The sequence below is a fragment of the Nostoc sp. genome (assembly GCF_041747015.1).
Taxonomy (GTDB): Bacteria; Cyanobacteriota; Cyanobacteriia; order Cyanobacteriales; family Nostocaceae; genus Nostoc.
This window is the reverse complement of sequence record NZ_JBGTFY010000235.1, coordinates 1-20,662: the sequence shown is the minus strand read 5'-3', so window position 1 is coordinate 20,662 and position 20,662 is coordinate 1. Positions and strand designations below refer to the sequence as shown.

The 20,662-nt window shown below is 42.6% G+C and carries 16 protein-coding genes and 3 pseudogenes; 9 read left to right on the top strand and 10 right to left on the bottom strand.

All coding sequences use genetic code 11. The annotated features are described in order from the left end of the window. Window positions 1-176 precede the first annotated feature (176 nt). Entirely contained in the window at window positions 177-317 is a 141-nt protein-coding gene (locus tag ACEW80_RS19070; RefSeq protein ID WP_373528096.1) for a hypothetical protein, read from the top strand. Window positions 318-420: 103 nt separating this feature from the next. Here the strand turns inward: ACEW80_RS19070 and fba are convergent, their stop codons facing one another. The 3 genes from fba to ACEW80_RS19055 form a co-directional block, all read right to left on the bottom strand. Next, a complete protein-coding gene (fba, locus tag ACEW80_RS19065) occupies window positions 421-1,500 on the bottom strand; it encodes a class II fructose-bisphosphate aldolase (RefSeq protein ID WP_196518114.1) in 1,080 nt (359 codons plus the stop codon). Window positions 1,501-1,806: 306 nt separating this feature from the next. Continuing rightward, window positions 1,807-2,970, bottom strand: coding sequence for a DNA polymerase III subunit beta (gene dnaN / locus ACEW80_RS19060; protein ID WP_373528095.1), 1,164 nt, complete (start codon window positions 2,968-2,970; stop codon window positions 1,807-1,809). A gap of 285 nt (window positions 2,971-3,255) precedes the next feature. Further along, window positions 3,256-3,999, bottom strand: coding sequence for a ferritin-like domain-containing protein (locus ACEW80_RS19055; protein WP_373528094.1), 744 nt, complete (start codon window positions 3,997-3,999; stop codon window positions 3,256-3,258). Between the two features lie 187 nt (window positions 4,000-4,186). Here ACEW80_RS19055 and ACEW80_RS19050 point away from each other — a divergent pair, with 187 nt between their 5' ends. The 3 genes from ACEW80_RS19050 (at window position 4,187) to ACEW80_RS19040 (ending at window position 8,347) form a co-directional block, all read left to right on the top strand. Then, complete coding sequence (locus ACEW80_RS19050; RefSeq protein ID WP_373528093.1) at window positions 4,187-4,756, top strand: thermonuclease family protein; 570 nt, start codon at window positions 4,187-4,189, stop codon at window positions 4,754-4,756. A 350-nt stretch (window positions 4,757-5,106) separates the two neighbouring features. Then, window positions 5,107-6,123: a sulfate/molybdate ABC transporter ATP-binding protein gene (locus tag ACEW80_RS19045; protein WP_373528092.1), complete on the top strand. Its 1,017-nt coding sequence runs from the start codon at window positions 5,107-5,109 to the stop codon at window positions 6,121-6,123. Window positions 6,124-6,451: 328 nt separating this feature from the next. Next, window positions 6,452-8,347: a bluetail domain-containing putative surface protein gene (locus ACEW80_RS19040; protein ID WP_373528091.1), complete on the top strand. Its 1,896-nt coding sequence runs from the start codon at window positions 6,452-6,454 to the stop codon at window positions 8,345-8,347. Window positions 8,348-8,478: 131 nt separating this feature from the next. On the opposite strand, the gene ACEW80_RS19035 is transcribed toward ACEW80_RS19040, so the two are convergent. From ACEW80_RS19035 to psbB, 5 genes and pseudogenes are all read right to left on the bottom strand, one after another. Continuing rightward, complete coding sequence (locus ACEW80_RS19035) at window positions 8,479-9,063, bottom strand: Uma2 family endonuclease (protein WP_373528090.1); 585 nt, start codon at window positions 9,061-9,063, stop codon at window positions 8,479-8,481. Window positions 9,064-9,209: 146 nt separating this feature from the next. After that, window positions 9,210-9,944 (bottom strand): HAD family hydrolase, encoded by a 735-nt coding sequence (locus ACEW80_RS19030; protein WP_373528089.1) that lies wholly within the window; start codon window positions 9,942-9,944, stop codon window positions 9,210-9,212. A gap of 435 nt (window positions 9,945-10,379) precedes the next feature. Further along, window positions 10,380-11,438, bottom strand: a pseudogene (locus ACEW80_RS19025) (30S ribosomal protein S1); the annotation flags it as partial. Between the two features lie 294 nt (window positions 11,439-11,732). Further along, entirely contained in the window at window positions 11,733-11,837 is a 105-nt protein-coding gene (locus ACEW80_RS19020; protein WP_373528088.1) for a photosystem II reaction center protein T, read from the bottom strand. A 96-nt stretch (window positions 11,838-11,933) separates the two neighbouring features. Then, window positions 11,934-13,463: a photosystem II chlorophyll-binding protein CP47 gene (gene psbB, locus ACEW80_RS19015; RefSeq protein ID WP_373528087.1), complete on the bottom strand. Its 1,530-nt coding sequence runs from the start codon at window positions 13,461-13,463 to the stop codon at window positions 11,934-11,936. Window positions 13,464-14,039: 576 nt separating this feature from the next. Between psbB and ACEW80_RS19010 the strand changes: the two genes are divergently transcribed. The 4 genes and pseudogenes from ACEW80_RS19010 (at window position 14,040) to ACEW80_RS18995 (ending at window position 19,252) form a co-directional block, all read left to right on the top strand. Continuing rightward, window positions 14,040-15,692 (top strand): ABC transporter substrate-binding protein, encoded by a 1,653-nt coding sequence (locus tag ACEW80_RS19010; protein WP_373528086.1) that lies wholly within the window; start codon window positions 14,040-14,042, stop codon window positions 15,690-15,692. A 431-nt stretch (window positions 15,693-16,123) separates the two neighbouring features. After that, window positions 16,124-16,273: pseudogene (locus ACEW80_RS19005) on the top strand (IS4 family transposase); the annotation flags it as partial. 626 nt (window positions 16,274-16,899) lie between these two features. After that, the gene (locus tag ACEW80_RS19000; RefSeq protein ID WP_373528085.1) at window positions 16,900-18,192 is read left to right on the top strand and encodes an ArnT family glycosyltransferase; all 1,293 of its coding nucleotides are present in this window, start codon (window positions 16,900-16,902) and stop codon (window positions 18,190-18,192) included. A gap of 34 nt (window positions 18,193-18,226) precedes the next feature. After that, window positions 18,227-19,252, top strand: coding sequence for an ABC transporter permease (locus ACEW80_RS18995; RefSeq protein ID WP_373528097.1), 1,026 nt, complete (start codon window positions 18,227-18,229; stop codon window positions 19,250-19,252). Between the two features lie 38 nt (window positions 19,253-19,290). Here the strand turns inward: ACEW80_RS18995 and ACEW80_RS18990 are convergent, their stop codons facing one another. Further along, window positions 19,291-19,896 (bottom strand): hypothetical protein, encoded by a 606-nt coding sequence (locus tag ACEW80_RS18990; protein ID WP_373528084.1) that lies wholly within the window; start codon window positions 19,894-19,896, stop codon window positions 19,291-19,293. Window positions 19,897-19,900: 4 nt separating this feature from the next. Here ACEW80_RS18990 and ACEW80_RS18985 point away from each other — a divergent pair. Beyond that, a pseudogene (locus ACEW80_RS18985) lies at window positions 19,901-20,029 on the top strand (ABC transporter permease); the annotation flags it as partial. Between the two features lie 67 nt (window positions 20,030-20,096). Here ACEW80_RS18985 and ACEW80_RS18980 read toward each other — a convergent pair. After that, window positions 20,097-20,585 (bottom strand): GNAT family N-acetyltransferase, encoded by a 489-nt coding sequence (locus ACEW80_RS18980; protein ID WP_373528083.1) that lies wholly within the window; start codon window positions 20,583-20,585, stop codon window positions 20,097-20,099. Window positions 20,586-20,662 lie beyond the last annotated feature (77 nt).

Below are 20,662 nucleotides of genomic sequence, written 5' to 3'. Positions count from 1 at the left end.
TAGCATCCAGAGGTTCAAAAACCTTGCACTTTCGTCGGCGAGCGCCGGGCAAATTGGGAAACTAAGCGACGAAACTACTATTTTGTAAGCTGTGTGGCTTCTAGATTCGCTCTGGAGACTTATTCAGCAAGCCCTAAGTATACCCAATGCCCAATGCCCTTCAGGAGTGCTGAGTAATGAGTGCTGAGTGGGGAATCTCATTTCTTTACTCAGCACTCAAAATTGGGAACGGGCTGAACGCCCCGCTACCGCTAACGGAACTGTTTTGCCCAATGCCCAATGCCCAATGCCCAATGCCCAATGCCCAATCCCTATAAATAAAACAAAAAACCGGGCGACCACCCGGTTTATGCCAATATTAGAATCCTCAGTCTTCTAAGAGAATAGTAGCACTGTGCGGCTATTTATTTGTTGTCAGAATTAAACTTTAGCAGCTGCCTTGGTGACAACATTTAGTTCACCTTTAGCATACTTCGCAGCAAAATCTTCTAAAGAAACCTGCTTGATCTTGCTTGCATTGCCAGCAGTACCAAATTGCTGATAGCGTTCAGCACAAACCTTCTGCATATATGTAATAGAAGGCTTGAGGAAGTGACGAGGGTCAAATTCCTCTGGTTTTTTAGCCAAAGCTTCACGTACAGCAGCAGTAATTGCTAGACGGTTGTCGGTGTCAATATTTACTTTACGTACACCACTCTTAATACCTTTTTGGATTTCTTCTACAGGTACACCGTAGGTTTCAGGAATTGCACCACCATATTGGTTAATTATTGCAAGCAAGTCTTCAGGTACAGAAGAAGAACCGTGCATTACTAAGTGGGTGTTAGGCAGACGGCGGTGAATTTCTTCAATGCGGCTAATGGCCAAAATTTCGCCAGTCGGCTTGCGAGTAAACTTGTAAGCACCGTGGCTTGTGCCAATAGCAACAGCCAAAGCATCTACTTGGGTTGCTTCTACGAAGTCAACAGCTTCATCGGGGTCGGTTAGCAGTTGTGAGTGGTCGAGTGTACCTTCAAAACCGTGACCATCTTCAGCTTCACCAGCACCAGTTTCTAGAGAACCCAAGCAACCGAGTTCACCTTCAACGCTGACACCCAAAGCATGAGCTACGTTTACAACTTCGCGGGTAACACTGACGTTGTACTCAAAGCTTGCAGGGGTCTTAGCATCAGCTTCTAAAGAACCATCCATCATCACGCTAGTGAAGTTGTTCTTCATTGCTGAGTAGCAGGTAGCAGGTGCATTCCCATGATCTTGGTGCATGACAATGGGAATCTGAGGATAGGTTTCTACCGCTGCCAAAATGAGGTGGCGGAGGAAGTTTTCTCCAGCATAAGCACGAGCGCCACGAGAAGCTTGCAAAATTACGGGGCTATCTGTCTCGACAGCAGCCTTCAGGATCGCCTGAATCTGCTCCAAATTGTTAACGTTGAAAGCTGGGATGCCGTAACCGTTTTCAGCTGCGTGATCCAATAACAGCCGCAGTGGTACAAGCGCCATAGATAGTCCTCCTAATGTGGTTGTCAGCTAGTATGTGTGAGAGAAGCGTAATAATAACGCTAAATCTTAAGAGTTTTTTCAACTTACAGGAAATTATAGCTAGTGTAGTGTATCTATGTTGAAAAAGTTTACCCCATAATTACTATAAATATGCCTTATAGTTGCTTTATACTGCTGTACAGTTAGCTACCCCAAGGATAGCAGCTTTGGTAGCGCAGTATCCCAAATCTTCATCTGAAAAGCGATCGCTAACTCCAACTCTTTATACTCTCTGCGCCTCTGCGCCTCTGCGTGAGAAATTCATCTTTAACTTCTAAGTTGCACAGGCATAGCTAAATAGGTCATTTTCAAACCCCCCAATGGCGTAAAAATCACTGGAGTCAGGCTTTGATTCAAATGCATTTGAATTTCAGAAGATGGTAACTCTTTCAAGCCTTCCATCAAATACTTAATGTTAAAAGCAATTTCTATATTCTCCCCAGATATCTGCGCTGGCATTGACTCCCTACCACTACCTACATCTTGAGCTTCACAAGATAAAGTAATTTCTTGGGCTTCACTGTCAATACTGACCTTAACAATATTATTTTTCTGATCGGCTAGCACAGCAATCCGTTCCAAAGTGCTGACAAATTGTCGCCGTTCAATTGTCACTTGTCGCTCAAATTGGCGCGGGATTAATTGTCGATAAGCAGGATATTGCCCTTCTAATGTGCGGCTAGTCAAGCGTTGATTTTGCCATGCAAACACAACTTGACCTTGATCAAAATACAAAGCTACAGGTTCATCTGATGAGGCGTTATGAGCTAGCATTCGTTGGAGTTCGCGTAATGCTCTAGCTGGTACTGTCACTTCTAATTGACTGGTTCCACCTAGAGGACGTTCGTTGCTAGTTTCGACTACTGCTAGGCGATGTCCATCGGTAGCTGCAAACTCTAAAGTATCTTGTTTAACTGTTAAATGCACTCCCGTAAGTACTTGCTTGGTTTCATCTGCACTGGTAGCAAATAATGAGCCGCGTAAGCCCTCAATTAATGCCGTGGTTGTGAGATAAATTACTTCCGTATTTTCAATTACAGGTAGTTCGGGGAATTCTTCAGGCCCCATTGCTCGTACTTGGTAATGTCCACTTTTGGGTGTGAGTGTAACAATTAAACCTTCTCCACCGGGTGTTACACCTGTGAGGGCTGATTCGTCGTCTAGAGTGATTTCGCCTTCTGGAAGACGAGAGGTGATATCTACAAGTAACTTAGCAGGAAGTGCGATCGCGCCTCCTTGCCAAACCTCTGCGTTAAAGCTGGTGCGGATTCCCAAGCTGAGATCAAAGGCTGTTAAGCTGACTTGGTTAGTTTCAGCATCCGCTTGGAGCAGCACATTGGCAAGTACTGGATGAGTGGGTCGTGAAGGTACTGCACGACTGACGAGTGAGAGATTTGTACTGAGATCGCTTTGGGAGCAAACTAATTTCATAAGTCAGATTCAGCTGGTGACAGATATCCTAACATCCTTATTGTTCATAGGCGATCGCTATTACATTGTGATCGCTCTTAGAGGATGTCTGAGAAGTTTTAGATATGTGATTTTAATTACGCAAGTTACTTGATCATCAATCGAATCATGGCAATAGTAGTATGCAGCAACTTGGAGCTAAGAAGCTTCAAAAATCTCAGGTTATGCTATGGAATATAGAAACCCCTAGCTAACCAAAGATTGAGCCAGGGGTAGTTGATCATTAGGTACTCAAGATATCTATAATTACGTAGCTACCAACTCAGAATCGATTTCTGACGGTGCACTATCCTGGACTAGTGATCGCGTTTCGCCGTTGCGCTGGAGGATACCGCCAACCATTGCCAACAAGGCGTTTACCTTGCGGGTTCGCCACGTATCTACGAGTTTTTGCACTTTAGTTGCAGACATCCGTCGCATCATTGCTTCGTAGAGATAAGCAGCGTGTCCAGTTTCATCTTGGGCAATACAAAGCATTCCTAATTTCAAGTTACGAGCGGTTGACTCGTGATCAGGTAATACTTTCGCCATTCGCTCAAAGTCTTTGCTAGCATCTAACTCAAGAATGTATGTGCTAGCCATAAACACATCCCAATCAATGACAGCAGGTTTGAGTTGTTCTTGGGTGTAGCCCTCAAAAAATGCTGCGAAAAAGGGACTACGCTGCTGTGATTTGTTTGTAGATGTAGCTTGGGGTTGACGCTTGAAATCTATAACTTGTTTATTCATCTGTTGTAAAGCGTGGGCAAAAATTTGACCATGCCTAGTTTCATCTGATGCATGTTTTGCTAGTTTTTCGGCTAGCCATGTATCGCCTTCGGTAGCGGCGCGATCGCTAAGTGCAGATAAAAACGGCACGGAGCCAGATTCAGCAAAATAAAACCCTGCAAGGAGGTTGGGGCGGGTTTTAGAATCACGAATTTGGGCAGCCGAGTAATAGGCAAAGGCACCTGAACCAGCTAGATGCAGAATGTAAGTCAAGAAGTTCATCAGAAATTGCCGCTGACAATTGGAAGGTTACAATTCTTATACTAATCGGCATTTTCTATTCGGTTGCCACTAAAGGGTTTTACAATTTTGAATTTTGGATTGCCTGGGGAAACTATGTCAATAGTTAACAAAAATATCTTTGCATTTTGCTAGTATCATGCCACAGAGGTAATGCAGGTAAGTTTGGATGGAGAAATTAACTAAACCAGTGCGATTTTGGCTTTGTGCAACTATCATAATTTTGGGTTTGATCGGCTGCGATCGCTTTATCGATACTTCTGGAGACGCCGTTGAGCGAGTTAGTGATGGCGATACTTTAGTACTCAAAGATGCTAATGGTAAAAATTTTAATGTGCGCTTTGCTTGTGTGGATGCGCCAGAAATAGCTCATTCGAGTCAAGAAAAGCAGAGTAAACGCCCTAGCGATCGCAATCAATTTATTTGGGGTGTGAAAGCTCAAGAACGGGTGCAAGAACTGGTGCAACAAGGAGGCGATCGCGTGACTCTGAATATCACTGATAGCGATCGCTATGGGCGCAAAATTGCTGAAGTTCGGTTAAAAGATGGTACTTTTGTACAACAAATATTGTTGCAAGAAGGGTTGGCAAAAGTCTATCGTCCCTATTTAAACAAGTGTCCTAGTAAAGATTTAGTTCAACAAGCCGAAACTGAAGCGAAGGAGCAACGGCTTGGCGTTTGGAGTGATGCTAAATTTGTGAATCCTTGGGAATATCGCAGCTTATATAAGAAAAAGTAATTAGAACACGAGTTGTCGACTAAAAAGAGCGATCGCGCAGCCTGCCGAGAGATATGTCTTATCGATTTTTTGACTGGTTGACCTTCAACCGTGACGCATTTGCTGCTTATAAAGCTAGTTTGGGCTTTACTTGGGCTTAATTTTTGTCTAAGCCCCGTTAGGAGGTATCCAAAGGGTAAGTCCCTTTTGAGCCAAGCATAATCTTACCACCGCACTGTAGCTTCTTCAATTGCGGCAGCTACGGTAGCTAAATCTTATTCATCTAAAAATAACTATGTTATCTATGGTATATGTAAGACACGGTAATCCTAGCAAGAAACTGTAGATTTAGTTGCAGAGGTACAGTAGCAGTGGGCATAGTAGTTGAGAACGTCTCCAAACAATTCGGGAGTTTTAAGGCAGTTGATCAAGTCAGCCTGGAAATTAAGAGTGGTTCGCTAGTTGCGTTGCTCGGTCCATCGGGATCAGGTAAATCTACATTACTACGGTTAATTTCAGGTTTAGAAATGCCAGATAGCGGCAAAATCCTGCTCACTGGTAAAGATGCTACATACCAAAGCGTGCAACAGCGCAATATTGGATTTGTGTTTCAGCACTATGCGCTATTCAAGCATCTGACTGTCAGGAAAAATATTGCCTTTGGTTTAGAAATTCGCAAGGCACAGCCCAAGAAAATTAAGGGGCGGGTAGAAGAGTTACTAGAATTGGTGCAATTGACTGGACTAGGCGATCGCTATCCCTCACAACTTTCTGGTGGTCAAAGACAACGGGTAGCATTAGCAAGGGCACTGGCAGTAGAACCTGAAGTTTTATTGCTAGATGAACCCTTTGGCGCACTAGATGCTAAAGTCCGCAAAGACTTACGGGCATGGTTACGCCGCCTCCATGATGAGGTTCATGTTACCACAGTTTTCGTCACCCACGACCAAGAGGAAGCAATGGAAGTCTCCGATGAAGTAGTAGTGATGAATAAAGGGCGTGTGGAACAGGTGGGGACACCAGCAGAAATTTACGATAATCCTGCCACGGCATTTGTAATGAGCTTCATTGGTCCAGTAAACATATTGCCCAGCACCTCGAAAATTTTTCAACGTAGCGGGTTTGATGCGCCACATCCACAAGTATTTTTGCGTCCGCAGGATGTGATTTTAGAAAAAGCTGCCAACGGTGCTACTACGGCTGCTACAGTCAGCCGATTGGTACATTTGGGTTGGGAAATTCAGGTAGAATTAACTTTTGATGATGGGCAAGTGGTGATGGCGCATTTAACACGCGATCGCTTTAATGACTTGGAGCTAGAACCACAACAACGGGTATATGTCAAGCCAAAGGATGCAAAATCCTTTCCACTGTCTTATTCAATTTAGATGTTTTTGGTTGGTACTAGCCGACTCCAGGTTCCCATGTCAGCAAAACCTAAACTATGCAACCGATAAATCACTCCCTTAACCCATTCCGGCGCACCAATTAAAATATGATGGCAAAAAACTGAGCAAGTAAAATCCTGTATTATTTTAGTGGAAGTAATTTTGATTATCCTGTAGGTCTGCTTAACTTTTAGGTTTAGCCTAAAAGTTAAGCAGACGCTTGTCTGAGGCTGTTTCGGAAAAAGTTAGACTACCTCTGTTTTTGGCAAAGTATTGAAAACACATAGTACTACCCAACTGGAATCAAACAGAAAAGGAACACAAATTTATGACCTCAACCACAACTTACACTTACGATGCCGCTGGGAACATAATAGCTGAGAGCATAGACAACAACAGTGATGGGACAATAGACTCAGTTATTAGCTACGGTTATAACCTGACATCCGAAAGCTTTGACAACAACGGCGACGGCATCGCTGATTCTGTCTCAACCTCTACTTATGATGCCAACGGCAACCGGACATCTTTGATCTCTGACGACAACGGCGACGGCATCGCTGATAGTGTCTCAACCTCTACTTATGATGCCAACGGCAACCTGACATCCGACAGCCCTGACATCAACAGCGACGGCATCGCTGATTTTGTCCAAACCTATACTTATGATACCAATGGCAATCTGACATCCCGAAGCATTGACATCAACAGCGACGGCATCGCTGATTTTGTCGAAACCTCTACTTATGATGCCAACGGCAACCAGACATCCATAAGCTCTGACGACAACGGCGACGGCATCGTTGATAGAGTCACAACCTATACTTATGATGCCAATAGCAACAAGACATCCGAAAGCTTTGACAACAACGGCGACGGCATCGCTGATTCTGTCACAATCTATACTTATAATGCCAACGGCAACCTGACATCCGTAAGCTATGACTACAACGGCGACGGCATCGCTGATTCTGTCTCAATCTATACTTATGATGCCAATGGCAACCAGACATCCGCAAGCTATGACTACAGTTACAGCCGCAACGACATCGCTCGTTGGTTTGAAACCTCTACTTATGATGCCAACGGCAACCAGACATCCCGAAGCATTGACGCAAACAGCAACGGCATCGTTGACCAAATCAATACCTATACTTATGATGCCAATGGCAACCAGACATCCTTTAGCATTGACACAAACGGCGACGGCATCGCTGATTATGTCTCAACCTTAACTTATGATGCCAATGGCAACCAGACATCCTATAGCATTGACACAAACGGCGACGGCATCGCTGATACAGTCGGAACCTCTACCTATGGACGCGCATCCGCTAGCTATGACTTCAACAATGATGGTGTAGTTGATGCAGTTGGCACTTATATCTACGATTTGAGCGGCAAGCTGAAATCACAAGAAATTGACAATAATAATGATGGCATCGTTGATGAAGTGACTGCTTACAGTTACGATGCTAACGGCAGACTAGCTGCACAGGTAGCTGACAAAAATAATGATGGCATCGCTGACGAGATTACCACTTACAACTACAATGCCAACGGCAAACTAACCACCGCAGATATTGACAAAAACGGCGATCGCACAACAGATGCAGTTGCCACTTATCTCTATGATACTAATGGTAAACTAATTAGCCAGACTACCACAGAAGGAACTGTGCAGGGTAAAACCTTGTATGGTAGCAACTGTGCAGACAAACTGACTGGTGGGGCTGGCAATGATAAACTTATTGGCAAAAACGGCAACGACCAACTTTTTGGATTAGCTGGAAATGACAAACTCTTCGGGGGCAAAGGTTGTGATATCCTTAATGGTGGTGCTGGTGCTGATCTTCTCACAGGCGATCGCGGCGGTGATAAATTTGTCTTTGGCAGCCTGAGTGATTCGCTGCTGGGTGGCTTTGATAAAATTACTGACTTGAACATTTGTCAAGATAAAATTGATGGTGTGAATACAGTCTCCGCCGCCAATGTAGTTCAACTCGGCACTGTTGCCAGTTTGATTCTTTTTGACGTACAACAAATATTGACTGCAACTGCTTTTGTAGCTAAAGGTGCGGCAACCTTTACTCTCGGTACAGGCAATGACCAGCAAACTTTTCTGGCACTCAATGATAATACTAAGGGATTCTCTGCCCTCACTGATGCCGTGATTGAGATTAGTGGCTACAAAGGTAACTTATCTCACTTAGCGATCGCCTGATTGTCTAACCACTAATCGGATTAGTCGTTGGTGTAAATATTTTGACACAAAAATGTCATTAAGGAATGAGGATTTTACCGCCCATCTTGATTTATATAACCCTTTGTTTCTGTTGGAAAAATCGCTCTCAGCTAAGATCCAATTAAGGGCGGTAACATTTCCAAAACCGCAATGCTCAAATCAGGAAAATCTAAGGGTGAAATAGTCGCATCTTCTGCCAAAATCGCTTTGTTTTGATATCCATCCTGAGTTGGTTCCCGAAATACGTGCAATTGACGACCAACCACATCTAACACCCAATAATCTGTAATTCCCGCTTGGGAGTAAGCTAGAGCTTTGATTCGACAATCTAGTTTCAGGCTACTTTCTGCTACTTCAATAATCAGATAAACTTCTGCTGGGGTGGGATGGTGGTCTGCGTAGTCCAGCGGATCTACTTTAACGACAGCGATATCCGGTTCTGGTTCAGACCGTGCGTTTAACTTTATTGGGTCTTGAACGGATACCCAAGCCCGATTTCCTAATCGATTTTTCAGTAAGTAATCTGTTCTACCCACGGCTGACCGATGGGCTGTTCCTTTGGCAATCATCCAAATTATCTTTCCTTCTAAGAGTTCTACTCGTTCATCCGCACCAAAAATCCCAGCCTCAGCCATCCGATGGTATTCTTCAACTGTCCACAGGCGAAGTTTTAATGTCGTTTCTGTGTTTTGCATGGCTTATTTAGCTACTGTGAAGAGCAGTTAATATTCTAGCATATTTAGCTTGACATACTAATAAAATTATGCTAGGGATTCTACATATTTGGCTATGGCCGGGATAAGTAGTGTTTTCGTTAGGGAATTCGAGTAGAAAGCTCAAATCAATCTTCTAAAATCTGGATTTCATCAAGTTGATTAATCACCACATCCGCACCTTGAACGTTATCCGACTTACCTACCCAAGTGATACCAATACAACCTGCGGCTTTAGCATCACGCGCCATTTGCATATCACCAACTGAATCACCCACCATCAATGTAGCGCCTGGTTCCACTCCCAAGGCTTTGCAAGCTTGCAAAAATAGTACTGGATCTGGTTTAGTGGGGCCTTCATCGACTCCCATTTCTAGCTGGAAATAATTACTTAATTGGTGATTAGCTACAAAATTACGTACTTCAGCAGTTGTCGCAGCTGAGAGGATGCCAAGTTGTAAACCCGCTTCTTGTAGGTATTTCAACAAGTCTAAGCTACCCACAAACAGAGGTGCAGGAGTTTGTTCAATGTATTTTTCCGCTTCATCCAAAGCTTGACGGGCTATTTTTAAGGACTCAAACCATCCTCTTCCAGTTTCGGCAATATATGCCGCAGCCGCAACTTCTGTTTCGCGGCGACTGGCCACCGAGATTAAACCTGCTGGATTTAGACTATTCCCATTAACGCCAAATGCCATTAATAGGGGTTCCCCAGTTCCAGGGATTTGAGCATCTATTAACCTTGCTGCTCTTTGTGCGAGCGATCGCAAATACATTTCTGAGTCTTCTAAAGTACCATTTTTGTCAAACAAAATTGCCTGAATATCATAAAAAGTGATATTTCTACATTTAATGGTTGCCAAAATATTTCACCCCATTTATTTAGTTAGAAGTTATGAATTTTTATTTTTAATTCCTAACTCTTCACTTCTAACAATTTCCTACAGAAAAAAAAGAGGGTTTTCCCTCTTTTTATAATGCTTTGATACTCTTAATTCAAGACAAGTAAAACTATAAATGTATTACTGCTCAATGCCTGCGGGAATCTCTTCTTCTATTTCCGCAGTTGGGGGAGTTTCTTCTTCTATTTCCGCAGTTGCGGGAATCTCTTCTTCAAGTTCCGCAGTTGCGGGAATTACTTCTTCAAGTTCCGCAGTTGGGGGAATCTCTTCTTCAAGTTCCGCAGTTGCGGGAATTACTTCTTCAAGTTCCGCAGTTGGGGGAGTTACTTCTTCAAGTTCCGCAGTTGCGGGAGTTACTTCTTCAAGTTCCGCAGTTGGGGGAGTTACTTCTTCAAGTTCCGCAGATGGAGGAATTTCTTCTTCAAGTTCCGCAGATGCAGGAGTTTCTTCTTCAATTTCCATAGCTGCTGGAATATCCTCTTCAAGTTCTGCAGCTGGTGGAATGTCCTCTTCTAGAACTTCTGTTGGTGCAGCCGATGCGGCACTAGCACCTTGTTGTTTGGCTAGCAACTGTTCACGGTACTTAGCAGCCATTTCTTCTGCCTTATCATAGACCAAATCCCGGTTTTTAATCATGTCACCGGGTTCAGGTTCCAACTGCTTGGTAGATAAGGAAATCCGACCTCTTTCTGCATCCAAGTCAATGATCATCACTTTCACTTCATCATTGACATTGAACACGCTATGAGGTGTATCAATATGTTCGTGGGAAATTTCAGAAATGTGTAGTAGACCACTAACGCCGCCAATGTCGATGAAAGCACCGTAGGGCTTAATGCCACGAACAGTACCAATCACTACTTCGCCGACTTCTAGGCGGTTCATCTTACGTTCAACCAACGCCCGACGGTGAGATAGAACTAAGCGGTTACGTTCTTCGTCCACCTCTAGGAATTTTAATGGCAGGTCTTCCCCTACCAATTCTTCTTTGGGTTTGCGGGTGCTAATGTGAGAACCGGGGATAAAACCACGTAATCCCTCAATCCGTACCAATGCTCCACCGCGATTGGTTGCAAATACGCCAGAACGTACAGTTGCATCTTCTGCTTGTAACTGTCGCACGCGCTCCCAAGCCCGCATATATTCAATACGGCGAATGGAAAGGGTTAACTGACCATCTTCATTTTCATCGGTGAGGATGAAAAATTCTCGTGTTTCGTTTGACTGTAAAACTTCGTCCGGGCTATCTACCCGGTTAATAGACATTTCTTGTATAGGTATATATGCTGCGGTTTTAGCACCAATGTCAATCAGAGCGCCGCGCGGCTCTATACTGAAAACTGTTCCTGGGACAACATCGCCAGGGCTAAAATGATAATCGTATTTGTCAAGTAGAGCAGCGAAATCTTCGTGAGTGAATCCAATTTCTATAGCGCTTAAATTCTGATTGACCATGCTAATTTTTTCCTGGTTCTAGTCTCCGTAAAGGTTATGTGACAGGGGAGATGTGTTATGCGATCGCCTCTATGACAATCTGCACTCAAACAATCCTTTCTCATCCTAGCGCAGATAAGCGAGTGTTAACACATATCAACTCCCAAGATTGGAAATTATATCATAATGATTCGTTATTAACATTGCTTAGTTGTTAAAAGCAACAAAGCACAAAGACAATAGTATCCGTTGCCACTAAGCATAGTAGCAACGGATACTAAGATTAAATGCTCTTAAAGGTATGGGAATATCGACCTACTTCTCTTTTTTCTCAAAGCGAGGAGGTTCGCGAAATGCGATCGCAAAAAACAGAGTACCTATACACAGACTAAAAATCAAGATGTACGCAACGCTTTCCATATTACGATTTGCTGCCTATCCAGCCAGTAATTAAAGTTATGGGTGCTGAATGCTAAGTGCTGAGTCAGAGCCTTAACTCATAACTCAGCACTGAAATTAGAGAGCTTCCTTCCGGCGGGTTGACTTGTCACCCACTTTCTGGAACAGACCCCACTCAACTTGTTCTTCTAGATCCGCATCAACACCAGCAAACACGTCTCGGTAGATTGTCCGAGCGCCATGCCAAAGATGACCAAAGAAGAACAGCAGAGCGAATACGGCGTGTCCAAAGGTAAACCAACCTCTAGGACTGGTGCGGAATACACCATCAGAATTCAAGGTTTCCCGGTCAAATTCAAAAATTTCACCGCCTTGAGCCTTACGGGCATACTTCTTCACATCAGCTGGTTCTGTAAAGGTTTTACCATTGAGATCGCCACCATAGAAGCTAACGGTGACACCAGATTGCTCAAAGCTATACTTAGATTCTGCCCGACGGAATGGAATGTCAGCGCGGACAATTCCATCTGCATCGGTCAATATTACTGGGAAGGTTTCAAAGAAGTTGGGGAGACGACGCACGGTCAATTCGCGTCCCTCAGAATCTTTGAATACAGCGTGACCTTGCCAAGACTGCGCAATACCATCACCTTTGACCATCGCTCCTGTACGGAATAGACCGCCTTTGGCAGGACTATTGCCCACATAATCGAAGAAAGCCAGTTTTTCTGGAATCTGCGACCAAGCTTGGGTGAGGCTTGCACCTTGGGCAACGCTAGTTTGGACGCGGCGCTCAATTTCTTGATGGAAGTAGCTCTGATCCCATTGGTAGCGGGTAGGGCCAAACAATTCGATGGGAGTAGCAGCGTTACCGTACCACATAGTACCAGCAACAACGAAGGCGGCGAAGAACACTGCTGCAATACTGCTAGAGAGTACTGTTTCAATGTTCCCCATCCGCAAGGCTTTGTAGAGCCGTTCGGGAGGTCTGACTGTGAGGTGGAATAAGCCTGCAATAATACCAACAACACCAGCAGCAATGTGGTGAGCCACAATACCACCAGGGTTATATGGGTTAAAACCATCTGGTCCCCATTCTGGTGCTACTGCCTGGACGGTGCCAGTTAAGCCGTAAGCGTCAGAAACCCATACACCTGGGCCAAATAATCCGGTGAGGTGAAAAGCACCAAACCCAAAACAAAGTAGACCAGATAAGAACAGGTGAATGCCAAACATTTTTGGCAAGTCTAGGGCAGGTTCACCAGTGCGGGGATCTCTAAAAAGTTCCAAATCCCAGTAAACCCAGTGCCAAACGGCAGCTAGGAACAAAAGACCGGAAAGAACAATATGAGCGGCAGCAACGCCTTCAAATGACCAGTAACCAGGATCAGTTGCAGGACCACCTGTAACGTTCCAACCACCCCAAGATTGGGTGACGCCCAAACGTGACATGAAGGGCAGGACAAACATTCCTTGTCGCCACATCGGGTTGAGAATCGGATCGCTAGGGTCATAAACAGCTAGTTCGTAGAGTGCCATCGAACCAGCCCAGCCTGCTACTAAGGCTGTGTGCATCAGGTGCACAGAAATCAGTCGGCCTGGATCATTCAGAACAACTGTATGTACTCGGTACCAGGGTAGTCCCATCGACTACGCTCCTCCTCGATTAGTTAGTTTACAAAGCAATTTTCTTACTGAGATTCTGAGAGACGAAATTGGCCACTCAGAAAACTCTCTCTTGTTTTTTGTTATTGCCAGAGCCAGAGTGTTACCACAGCTTAGTCTTATAAGTCAGACAGCGTGGGCGCTTTGGCAATGCTTACTCGCTTCGGTATATTTACCCCGGAGGGTAGCCATCGCCAAGCAAAAATGAGAATGTTTTAAAAAGTGTAACTTTTGATGGAATTGTTTGCAAGCGTGTAAATTGATGCGATCGCGTAGCATACCCAAGTTTTTTCGCTACCAATGCCCATCACAGATTTAATTTGCTTATCTTTTATTTACGTGGGGAATGGGTGAAAGCGGAAAGGGAACCCCATATTTTAAAATAGGCGATGCACTTGCCGAAGTGGGCTTTATCCCGTGTGGGGAAAAGGTTTACTCTTTTTTTCCTTTACCCCTTCCCCCTTTTTGGTAATAATAAACTTAACTATGAAGTTGATTAGCACAAGAGCCACAAATCTAGTAAAATTGCTAACCGCTAATATCAAAAATCATATGACTATGACCTGGTTTTCCTTGTTTATGAAAAGGTGGGGTCGGATTACACAATTCCTATCTTTGTTCTGTCTATGTTTATTGTTAGTTGTTAGTTGCGCTCCTCGTCCACAGACAACTACCCCACCATCTGGTTCTGTAAATAGCCCAACAGGTGATGGTCGGATTACTATAGGTACAACAGCGAAACCGAGAACACTTGATCCTGCTGATACTTATGAGTTAGCATCTTTGGGTTTGGTGTTTAATATGAGCGATCGCCTCTACACGTACGAACCAGGAAGCATAGAAATTAAGCCCCAGTTAGCCACAGCATTACCTAAAGTTAGTCAAGATGGCTTAACTTATACAATCCCCTTGCGTCAGGGAGTGGTTTTTCATGATGGAACTCCCTTCAATGCCCAAGCAATGGCGTTCACCATCCAGCGCTTTATTGAAAATAAAGGAAAACCATCTTTCTTGCTAGCTGATACAATAGATTCCGTGAAAACCACAGGTGATTATGAGTTAACTATTAAGCTGAAAAAGCCTTTTGCAGCGTTTCCCTCACTGCTGGCGTTTCCTGGGGTATGTGCAGTTTCGCCCAAAGCTTACGAACTCGGTGCAGGTAAATTCAAGCCAAATATTTTTGTCGGAACTGGCCCTTACAAATTAGCGCAGTATGGTACAGATTCACTGCGATTTGATGCGTTTGATCAGTATTGGGGAGAAAAACCAGCTAACAAGGGTGTTAACGTCCAAATTCAAACAAGTCCAGTTAATTTATTTAATGCTTTCCGTACAGGCGCAGTCGATGTAGCTTATCTGTCGCTGCAACCAGATCAAATTCGGAGCTTGGAAGAAGGTGCTAAAAAAGGGGATTGGCAAGCGATCGCAGCTGAGGGTAGTGTAGTAAGCTATTTCGTATTAAACCGGAATCAAAAACCTTTAGATAAATTAGAAGTAAGACAAGCGATCGCGTCAATAATTGACCGTCCACTTTTAAATGAGCGAGCGTTACTTAGTCAAGCAGCTCCGCTTTATAGCATGATTCCTACTACGTTTAATGTATCTGTGCCATTATTTAAAGATAAATATGGTGATGCTAACTTTGATCAAGCTAAACAATTATTAACTACTGCTGGTTTCTCCAAAGAAAATCCGGCAAAAGTCCAAATTTGGTATCCTTCTAGTTCCCCTACTCGTAGTTTGGCAGCACAAACACTCAAATCTCTTGTTGATACCAAAATGGATGGAATATTGCAATTTGAAGTTACTCCTGCGGAAGCTCCTACATTTTTTAAAGACATTTCCAAAGGATTATATCCAGCAGCTTTACTTGATTGGTATCCAGATTTTTTAGATCCAGATAATTACGTCCAGCCGTTTTTATCTTGTAACAAAGGTTCAGTTGCTAAAGGATGCGAAGATGGAGGCAGTCAAACTCAGGGTTCGTTCTACTATAGCGAAGCTATAAATAAACTGATTGATCAGGAACGCAAAGAACAAAACCCCGAAGCGCGTCAGAAAATTTTTACCGAAATTCAAACGCAAGTAACAACTGATGTACCTTATATTCCCTTATGGCAAAGCAAAGACTATGTATTTGCCCAAAAAGGTGTTAGCAACGTACAACTTAACCCAACCCAAATTCTGGTTTACCAAACAATTAAAAAGTAGTCATTAGTCATTAGTCATTAGTCATTAGTCATTGATAATAACTGTTGACCATTGACTTTTGACTATTAAATAAAATATCTCATGTTCCAGAAGTGTTGAATGTTAAGAAAAATCCGATAAAAATAGCCCAAAATATGGTACTTTTGGGCGAAGGCTTAAAATATATTAGTTTGATTGTGGTTATAAATTCATTTCCCAAAATTGTCAAAAATATACTAAGAAAGCTGCTAAAAAACGATTATCCAGTATCTATTTTTTGAGTGTTGGCTATCCTATGCCCTGGATAACAGTTTAACAAGTATGCGAGATTTATTTAAAAGATTAAATAACACAGGATTTGAAGTAGATATGTACTTCATGTGATTAGGAAACGCTATATTTGTACTTTGGGTGAACCCCAAAACTACCGTGTCAATAGAATTTTAGATGCGCTTACCCTGATAGCTTATCTGATTTTACAGCTTTTATCTATTCCCGAAGAATGGGGACATACACTATTAGATAAATTCCGCTATCTTCAATCTTGTATGTGTCAGAAAATCAGCTATGTTCATTGGTTTGAGGAGATGATGTTTTGCTGACTAATTTAAGCTTTTGAGACTTAGTTTAACTAACAATGTAAAGTTTTGTATCAGCATTCAACATTTCTGCTCATGTTCAATATATTATAACCACACCATTTAGTAGTTAACTTTATACACTCTGAATAGAGTAACGCAATCACCATCCAAACTAGTGTTTTTAAATGCCTAATGTTTGCCCATGTTTTCGATTTACTCAGTTGTGTGAACAAGTCATCATATAAACGGGAGGTCGCTTCCATTTATTTTTCTATCTGTGTTTAGTCACCAGCTAGAGCACAGCGAAATTACTCGTTATAGAAGTCTGCCCATCCTTTTTTTCTTGAACTCAGAGTTTTGTCAATAGACCCCTTAGCATCAGAATAAAATAAACGTATATAGCGGTTCTCAGTTGAGTGAGGTACTCAAGTTCCCCACCCCCAACCCCCTCCCCGCAACCGATGAGGGGACTATGATGTACGTCATGTGATTAGGAAACGCTATATAACTACATATTTTTGCGTTGTTATTATCAATAAATATCTGAAAGCCGTATTTTATCGTATTGGCTAGCTAGTTAGTAATACTTGCATATGCATATTATAAGCTAGTCAAAGCAAAGCTTTGATAGTTTTTGGAGATGTCTAATGATACTTAGTAAACTGGGTAGACCAAAATATTTATTTCTCTTACTACTAGCACTTTCAATCACCATTAAAGTTGGCGTTAGCTTGCTACTAATTCCTTTAAAATCGGAACCGACTCTGCTTGACCATGATGAGCAGGAGTATTATTTTTTGGCAGGTAACTTGCTCAACGGGAATTATGAGTTCAATTCCCGAAGAACCCCGGGTCATGTTTTACTATTAGCAATATTCAGGCTAATTACCTTTGACAATTTCAAGTTGACTCAGTTACTTTCTACTGTGATATTTAGTCTAACAGCCCCGCTTATGTATTTGCTGGTGCGACGGGTCACAGATAATAATTTACTAGCAATGGTCGTAGGAGTTCTGACAATTATCTGGCCACCCTATATTTATTATGGCAGATCCCTTTATAGTGAAACCACTGCATTACCAATTTTCACGTCTTTTCTGATTATGCTGCCTAAAGGATCGGCAGTGATTAATAAGTCAGAAGGAAATTGGATTCGCTGGGGATTGTGCGGATTTGTATTGGGACTGTGTATGTTAATTCGTCCAATGTACCTTCTATTTATCCCTTTTGTTGTACTGATTGTATTCTTAGAAGAGATTCAGTGGTCTAAAGCTTTAAGGCGAACAATCTTCTTGTTTGGAGGATGCTTTCTAGTTGTCTTACCTTGGTCAATTTACATGACAATAAATGCAGGGGTTCCTATTTTAATTAGTGCTAATGGCGGAGAAACTATTGCTGGGGGACTAAACCCCACACTCATTAAAGAGGGATATCAGGTTGTCACCATGCCAGATGGTAGGATTACATGGGAAGGTCCAGGCAAGTGGATATTAATGGAGAAAACTGGTTATCTCAGTGAGGAAGAGCTAAAGCTACCCTATGCTCAAAAGGATAAATTACTGCGACAGCGCACCAGGGAATGGATTCTCAAGCATCCTAGTGACGCACTTTACCTGCAAGGTACTAAGTTACTTTATATGTGGGGCTTTTATCCCTTCCAACTTGACAAACAAACTCTTTTAGGTAGTATTCCTACTGTCATCGCACTAGTTCTGAGCATCATGTCCTTGATTCGTTTTAGGCAATATACAAGACACCTGGTTCGTTTCTGGACATTACCTATTTTTGTTTCAGGACTTGCATTGATTAGCTGGGGAAGTTGGCGCTTTCGTGAACCAGGGGATTTAGGAATTCTTGCTCTAAGTTCCATGTTTTTGTTGTCTGTATTATTTCCGTCCTTAAAAATTTTGCGATGTGTGAGGGGGCGAAATGAGCAGTGATTCCGAAAGTTACGCGCTTGGATTTGAATTACTTATGTCTCGCTCTAAAGCTTTACAATATTACATAGTTTCCCGGTTGCTTCTCGCGCCACTTCAGTTATTAACAATCATCACCATTGTATTTCTCTTACTAAGAGCAACACCAGGAGATCCCGCAGATGCAATTCTCGGTGGACGTGCGCCAGAAGCTGCTAAAGAAGAATTGCGAAAACAATTAGGTTTAAACTTTCCCCTGTGGCTACAGTACCTCAATTATTTGGGAAGCATACTGCGTTTTGATTTGGGAACCTCTTTAATGAGTCGCGGACAAAATGTTTGGGACATAATTGGGCAATATTTCCCGGCGACGGTGGAGTTAGCAGTATGTAGTATGGCGGTTGCACTCATCGTTGGAATTGCGGTTGGGACTCTTTCAGCCTCGCGTCCTGGGACATATTTCGATGTCGGTGGGCGCTTATTTGGGATCATCACCTACGCACTTCCGATGTTTTGGGCGGGAATGCTTTTGCAGTTGATTTTCTCAGTCCAATTGGGTTGGTTTCCCAATTCCAACCGCTTTCCGCCGAATCTTCCGGCTCCTACTCCTGTAACTGGATTGTATACAATTGATAGCTTACTCGGTGGAAACTTCATCCAGTTTTTCACATCTTTGCACCATCTTGCCCTACCGAGTCTCACACTAGGAGTTTTGCTCAGTGGGATTTTTGAGCGAATTGTACGAGTGAATTTAAAGCAAACCTTGCAAGCAGATTATGTAGAAGCGGCTAGAGCTAGAGGTATTGGTGAAAATAAGATTTTAGTCTCCCATGCTTTAAAAAATGCCCTAATCCCGGTGATTACAGTCTTGGGATTAACATTTGCATCTCTGTTAGGTGGGGCGATTTTGACGGAAGTGACATTTTCTTGGCCTGGGTTAGCCAATCGACTATATCAAGCGATCGCTGATCGTGATTATCCCACAGTCCAAGGAATACTCGTGTTTTTTGGTGCGATCGTTGTGAGTGCTAGCATTCTAATTGATATTTTAAATGCTTATGTAGATCCGCGAATTCGATATTAAGTAGAGTATTCTGAATTCTGATTCCTTCTCAAATTTTGTTAATTTTCTTGAGAAATACCACTGGCTAAAATCCCAAGAATTTTATTCACATCTTTGAGATAATATTCGCTTAAATCAATGCTCAATGTTTGTTTTTCTAGTTTCAGGAATTGCCAAATACTGCCTGTTGTAACTGCACCGTAAATTATTTTAATCTCAGTTGCAGATTGCTGATTAAAAATTTGGGCTGCTACCATTTCGGCTGCACACTGACCCAAACCCGCATTAATATTTTCTTTTTTAGCTTCTACAACTGTAATTACTGGGGCTGTCAAAATTAGAATTTCTGGAGATTTAGTAATAATAAAATCGCAAGTACCGTTTAATCCTTTGCTATTATCGACAGTGAAATCTACCCCAGAAAACAAACCAATTTGTTCTCGTAATTGTCGGCGTAAGTCAACTAAAATTGGAGCAATAATTAATTCAGAACGCGCTTTTTCACTATTACTCCCTAAAGCAATCTCTAGGTTATAATTGAGTGTTTCTGCAAGTAAATTGCTCGCTATTAATTCAGGAACAGCAGCGAAGATATCGCGTTTTTCTAATGTGCTTAAACTAAACTCTTGTTTTGCTTTAGCTAAACTAAACTCGCTGTAAGCCATAAAACTATTACTCCCTTTCGCTTTTTCTTGGCCGGGGTTAGCCAATCGACTGTATCAAGCGATCGCTGTTAGTGCTAGCATTTTAATTGATATTTTATTAAATGCTTATGTAGATTCCCGAATTCGCTACTAGCAAAATATATAGTCCGGTATGTCGCCCCAGGTGTCTCCTGAACGACCTGAAATTTCTTGTCATGCCACTATTGCAACCGCAAAGCGTAATGGTGAAACTCTTCATTCTTAATGTAATCTCGCCCTTCATAGAGTTTTTGCGCGGTTATGTTAGATATTTGAGTAGCTAAAATTACTCGGACGGCTCCACTTGCTTTTGCGTATTCTTCCGCAACACTCATCAATAACTTTGCAATTCCCCTCCCACGATATGACTCTTCCACATACAAATCGTTTAAGATCCATACTCGTTTCATCGACACTGAAGAAAAGCTGGGATAAAGCTGAGTAAATCCAACTAATTGCCCATTGTCATTAGCTGCAAACACTACTGAGTCATTATTCTTCAAACGTTCTTTGAGAAACTCTTTAGCACCTTCAAGGTTTGATGGCTGATTGTAAAAAATACGATACCGATCAAATAGTACTGAAAGACTTTCAAGATGATTAATATTAGCTAGGGCTTGCTGAACAAAAGTGAAACATAGTCTAGGTAAGGGTTTTGAGCATTTTTTCACCAAGCAAGTGCAAGACTATAGCATCCAGAGGTTCAAAAACCTTGCACTTTCGTCGGCGAGCGCCGGGCAAATTGGGA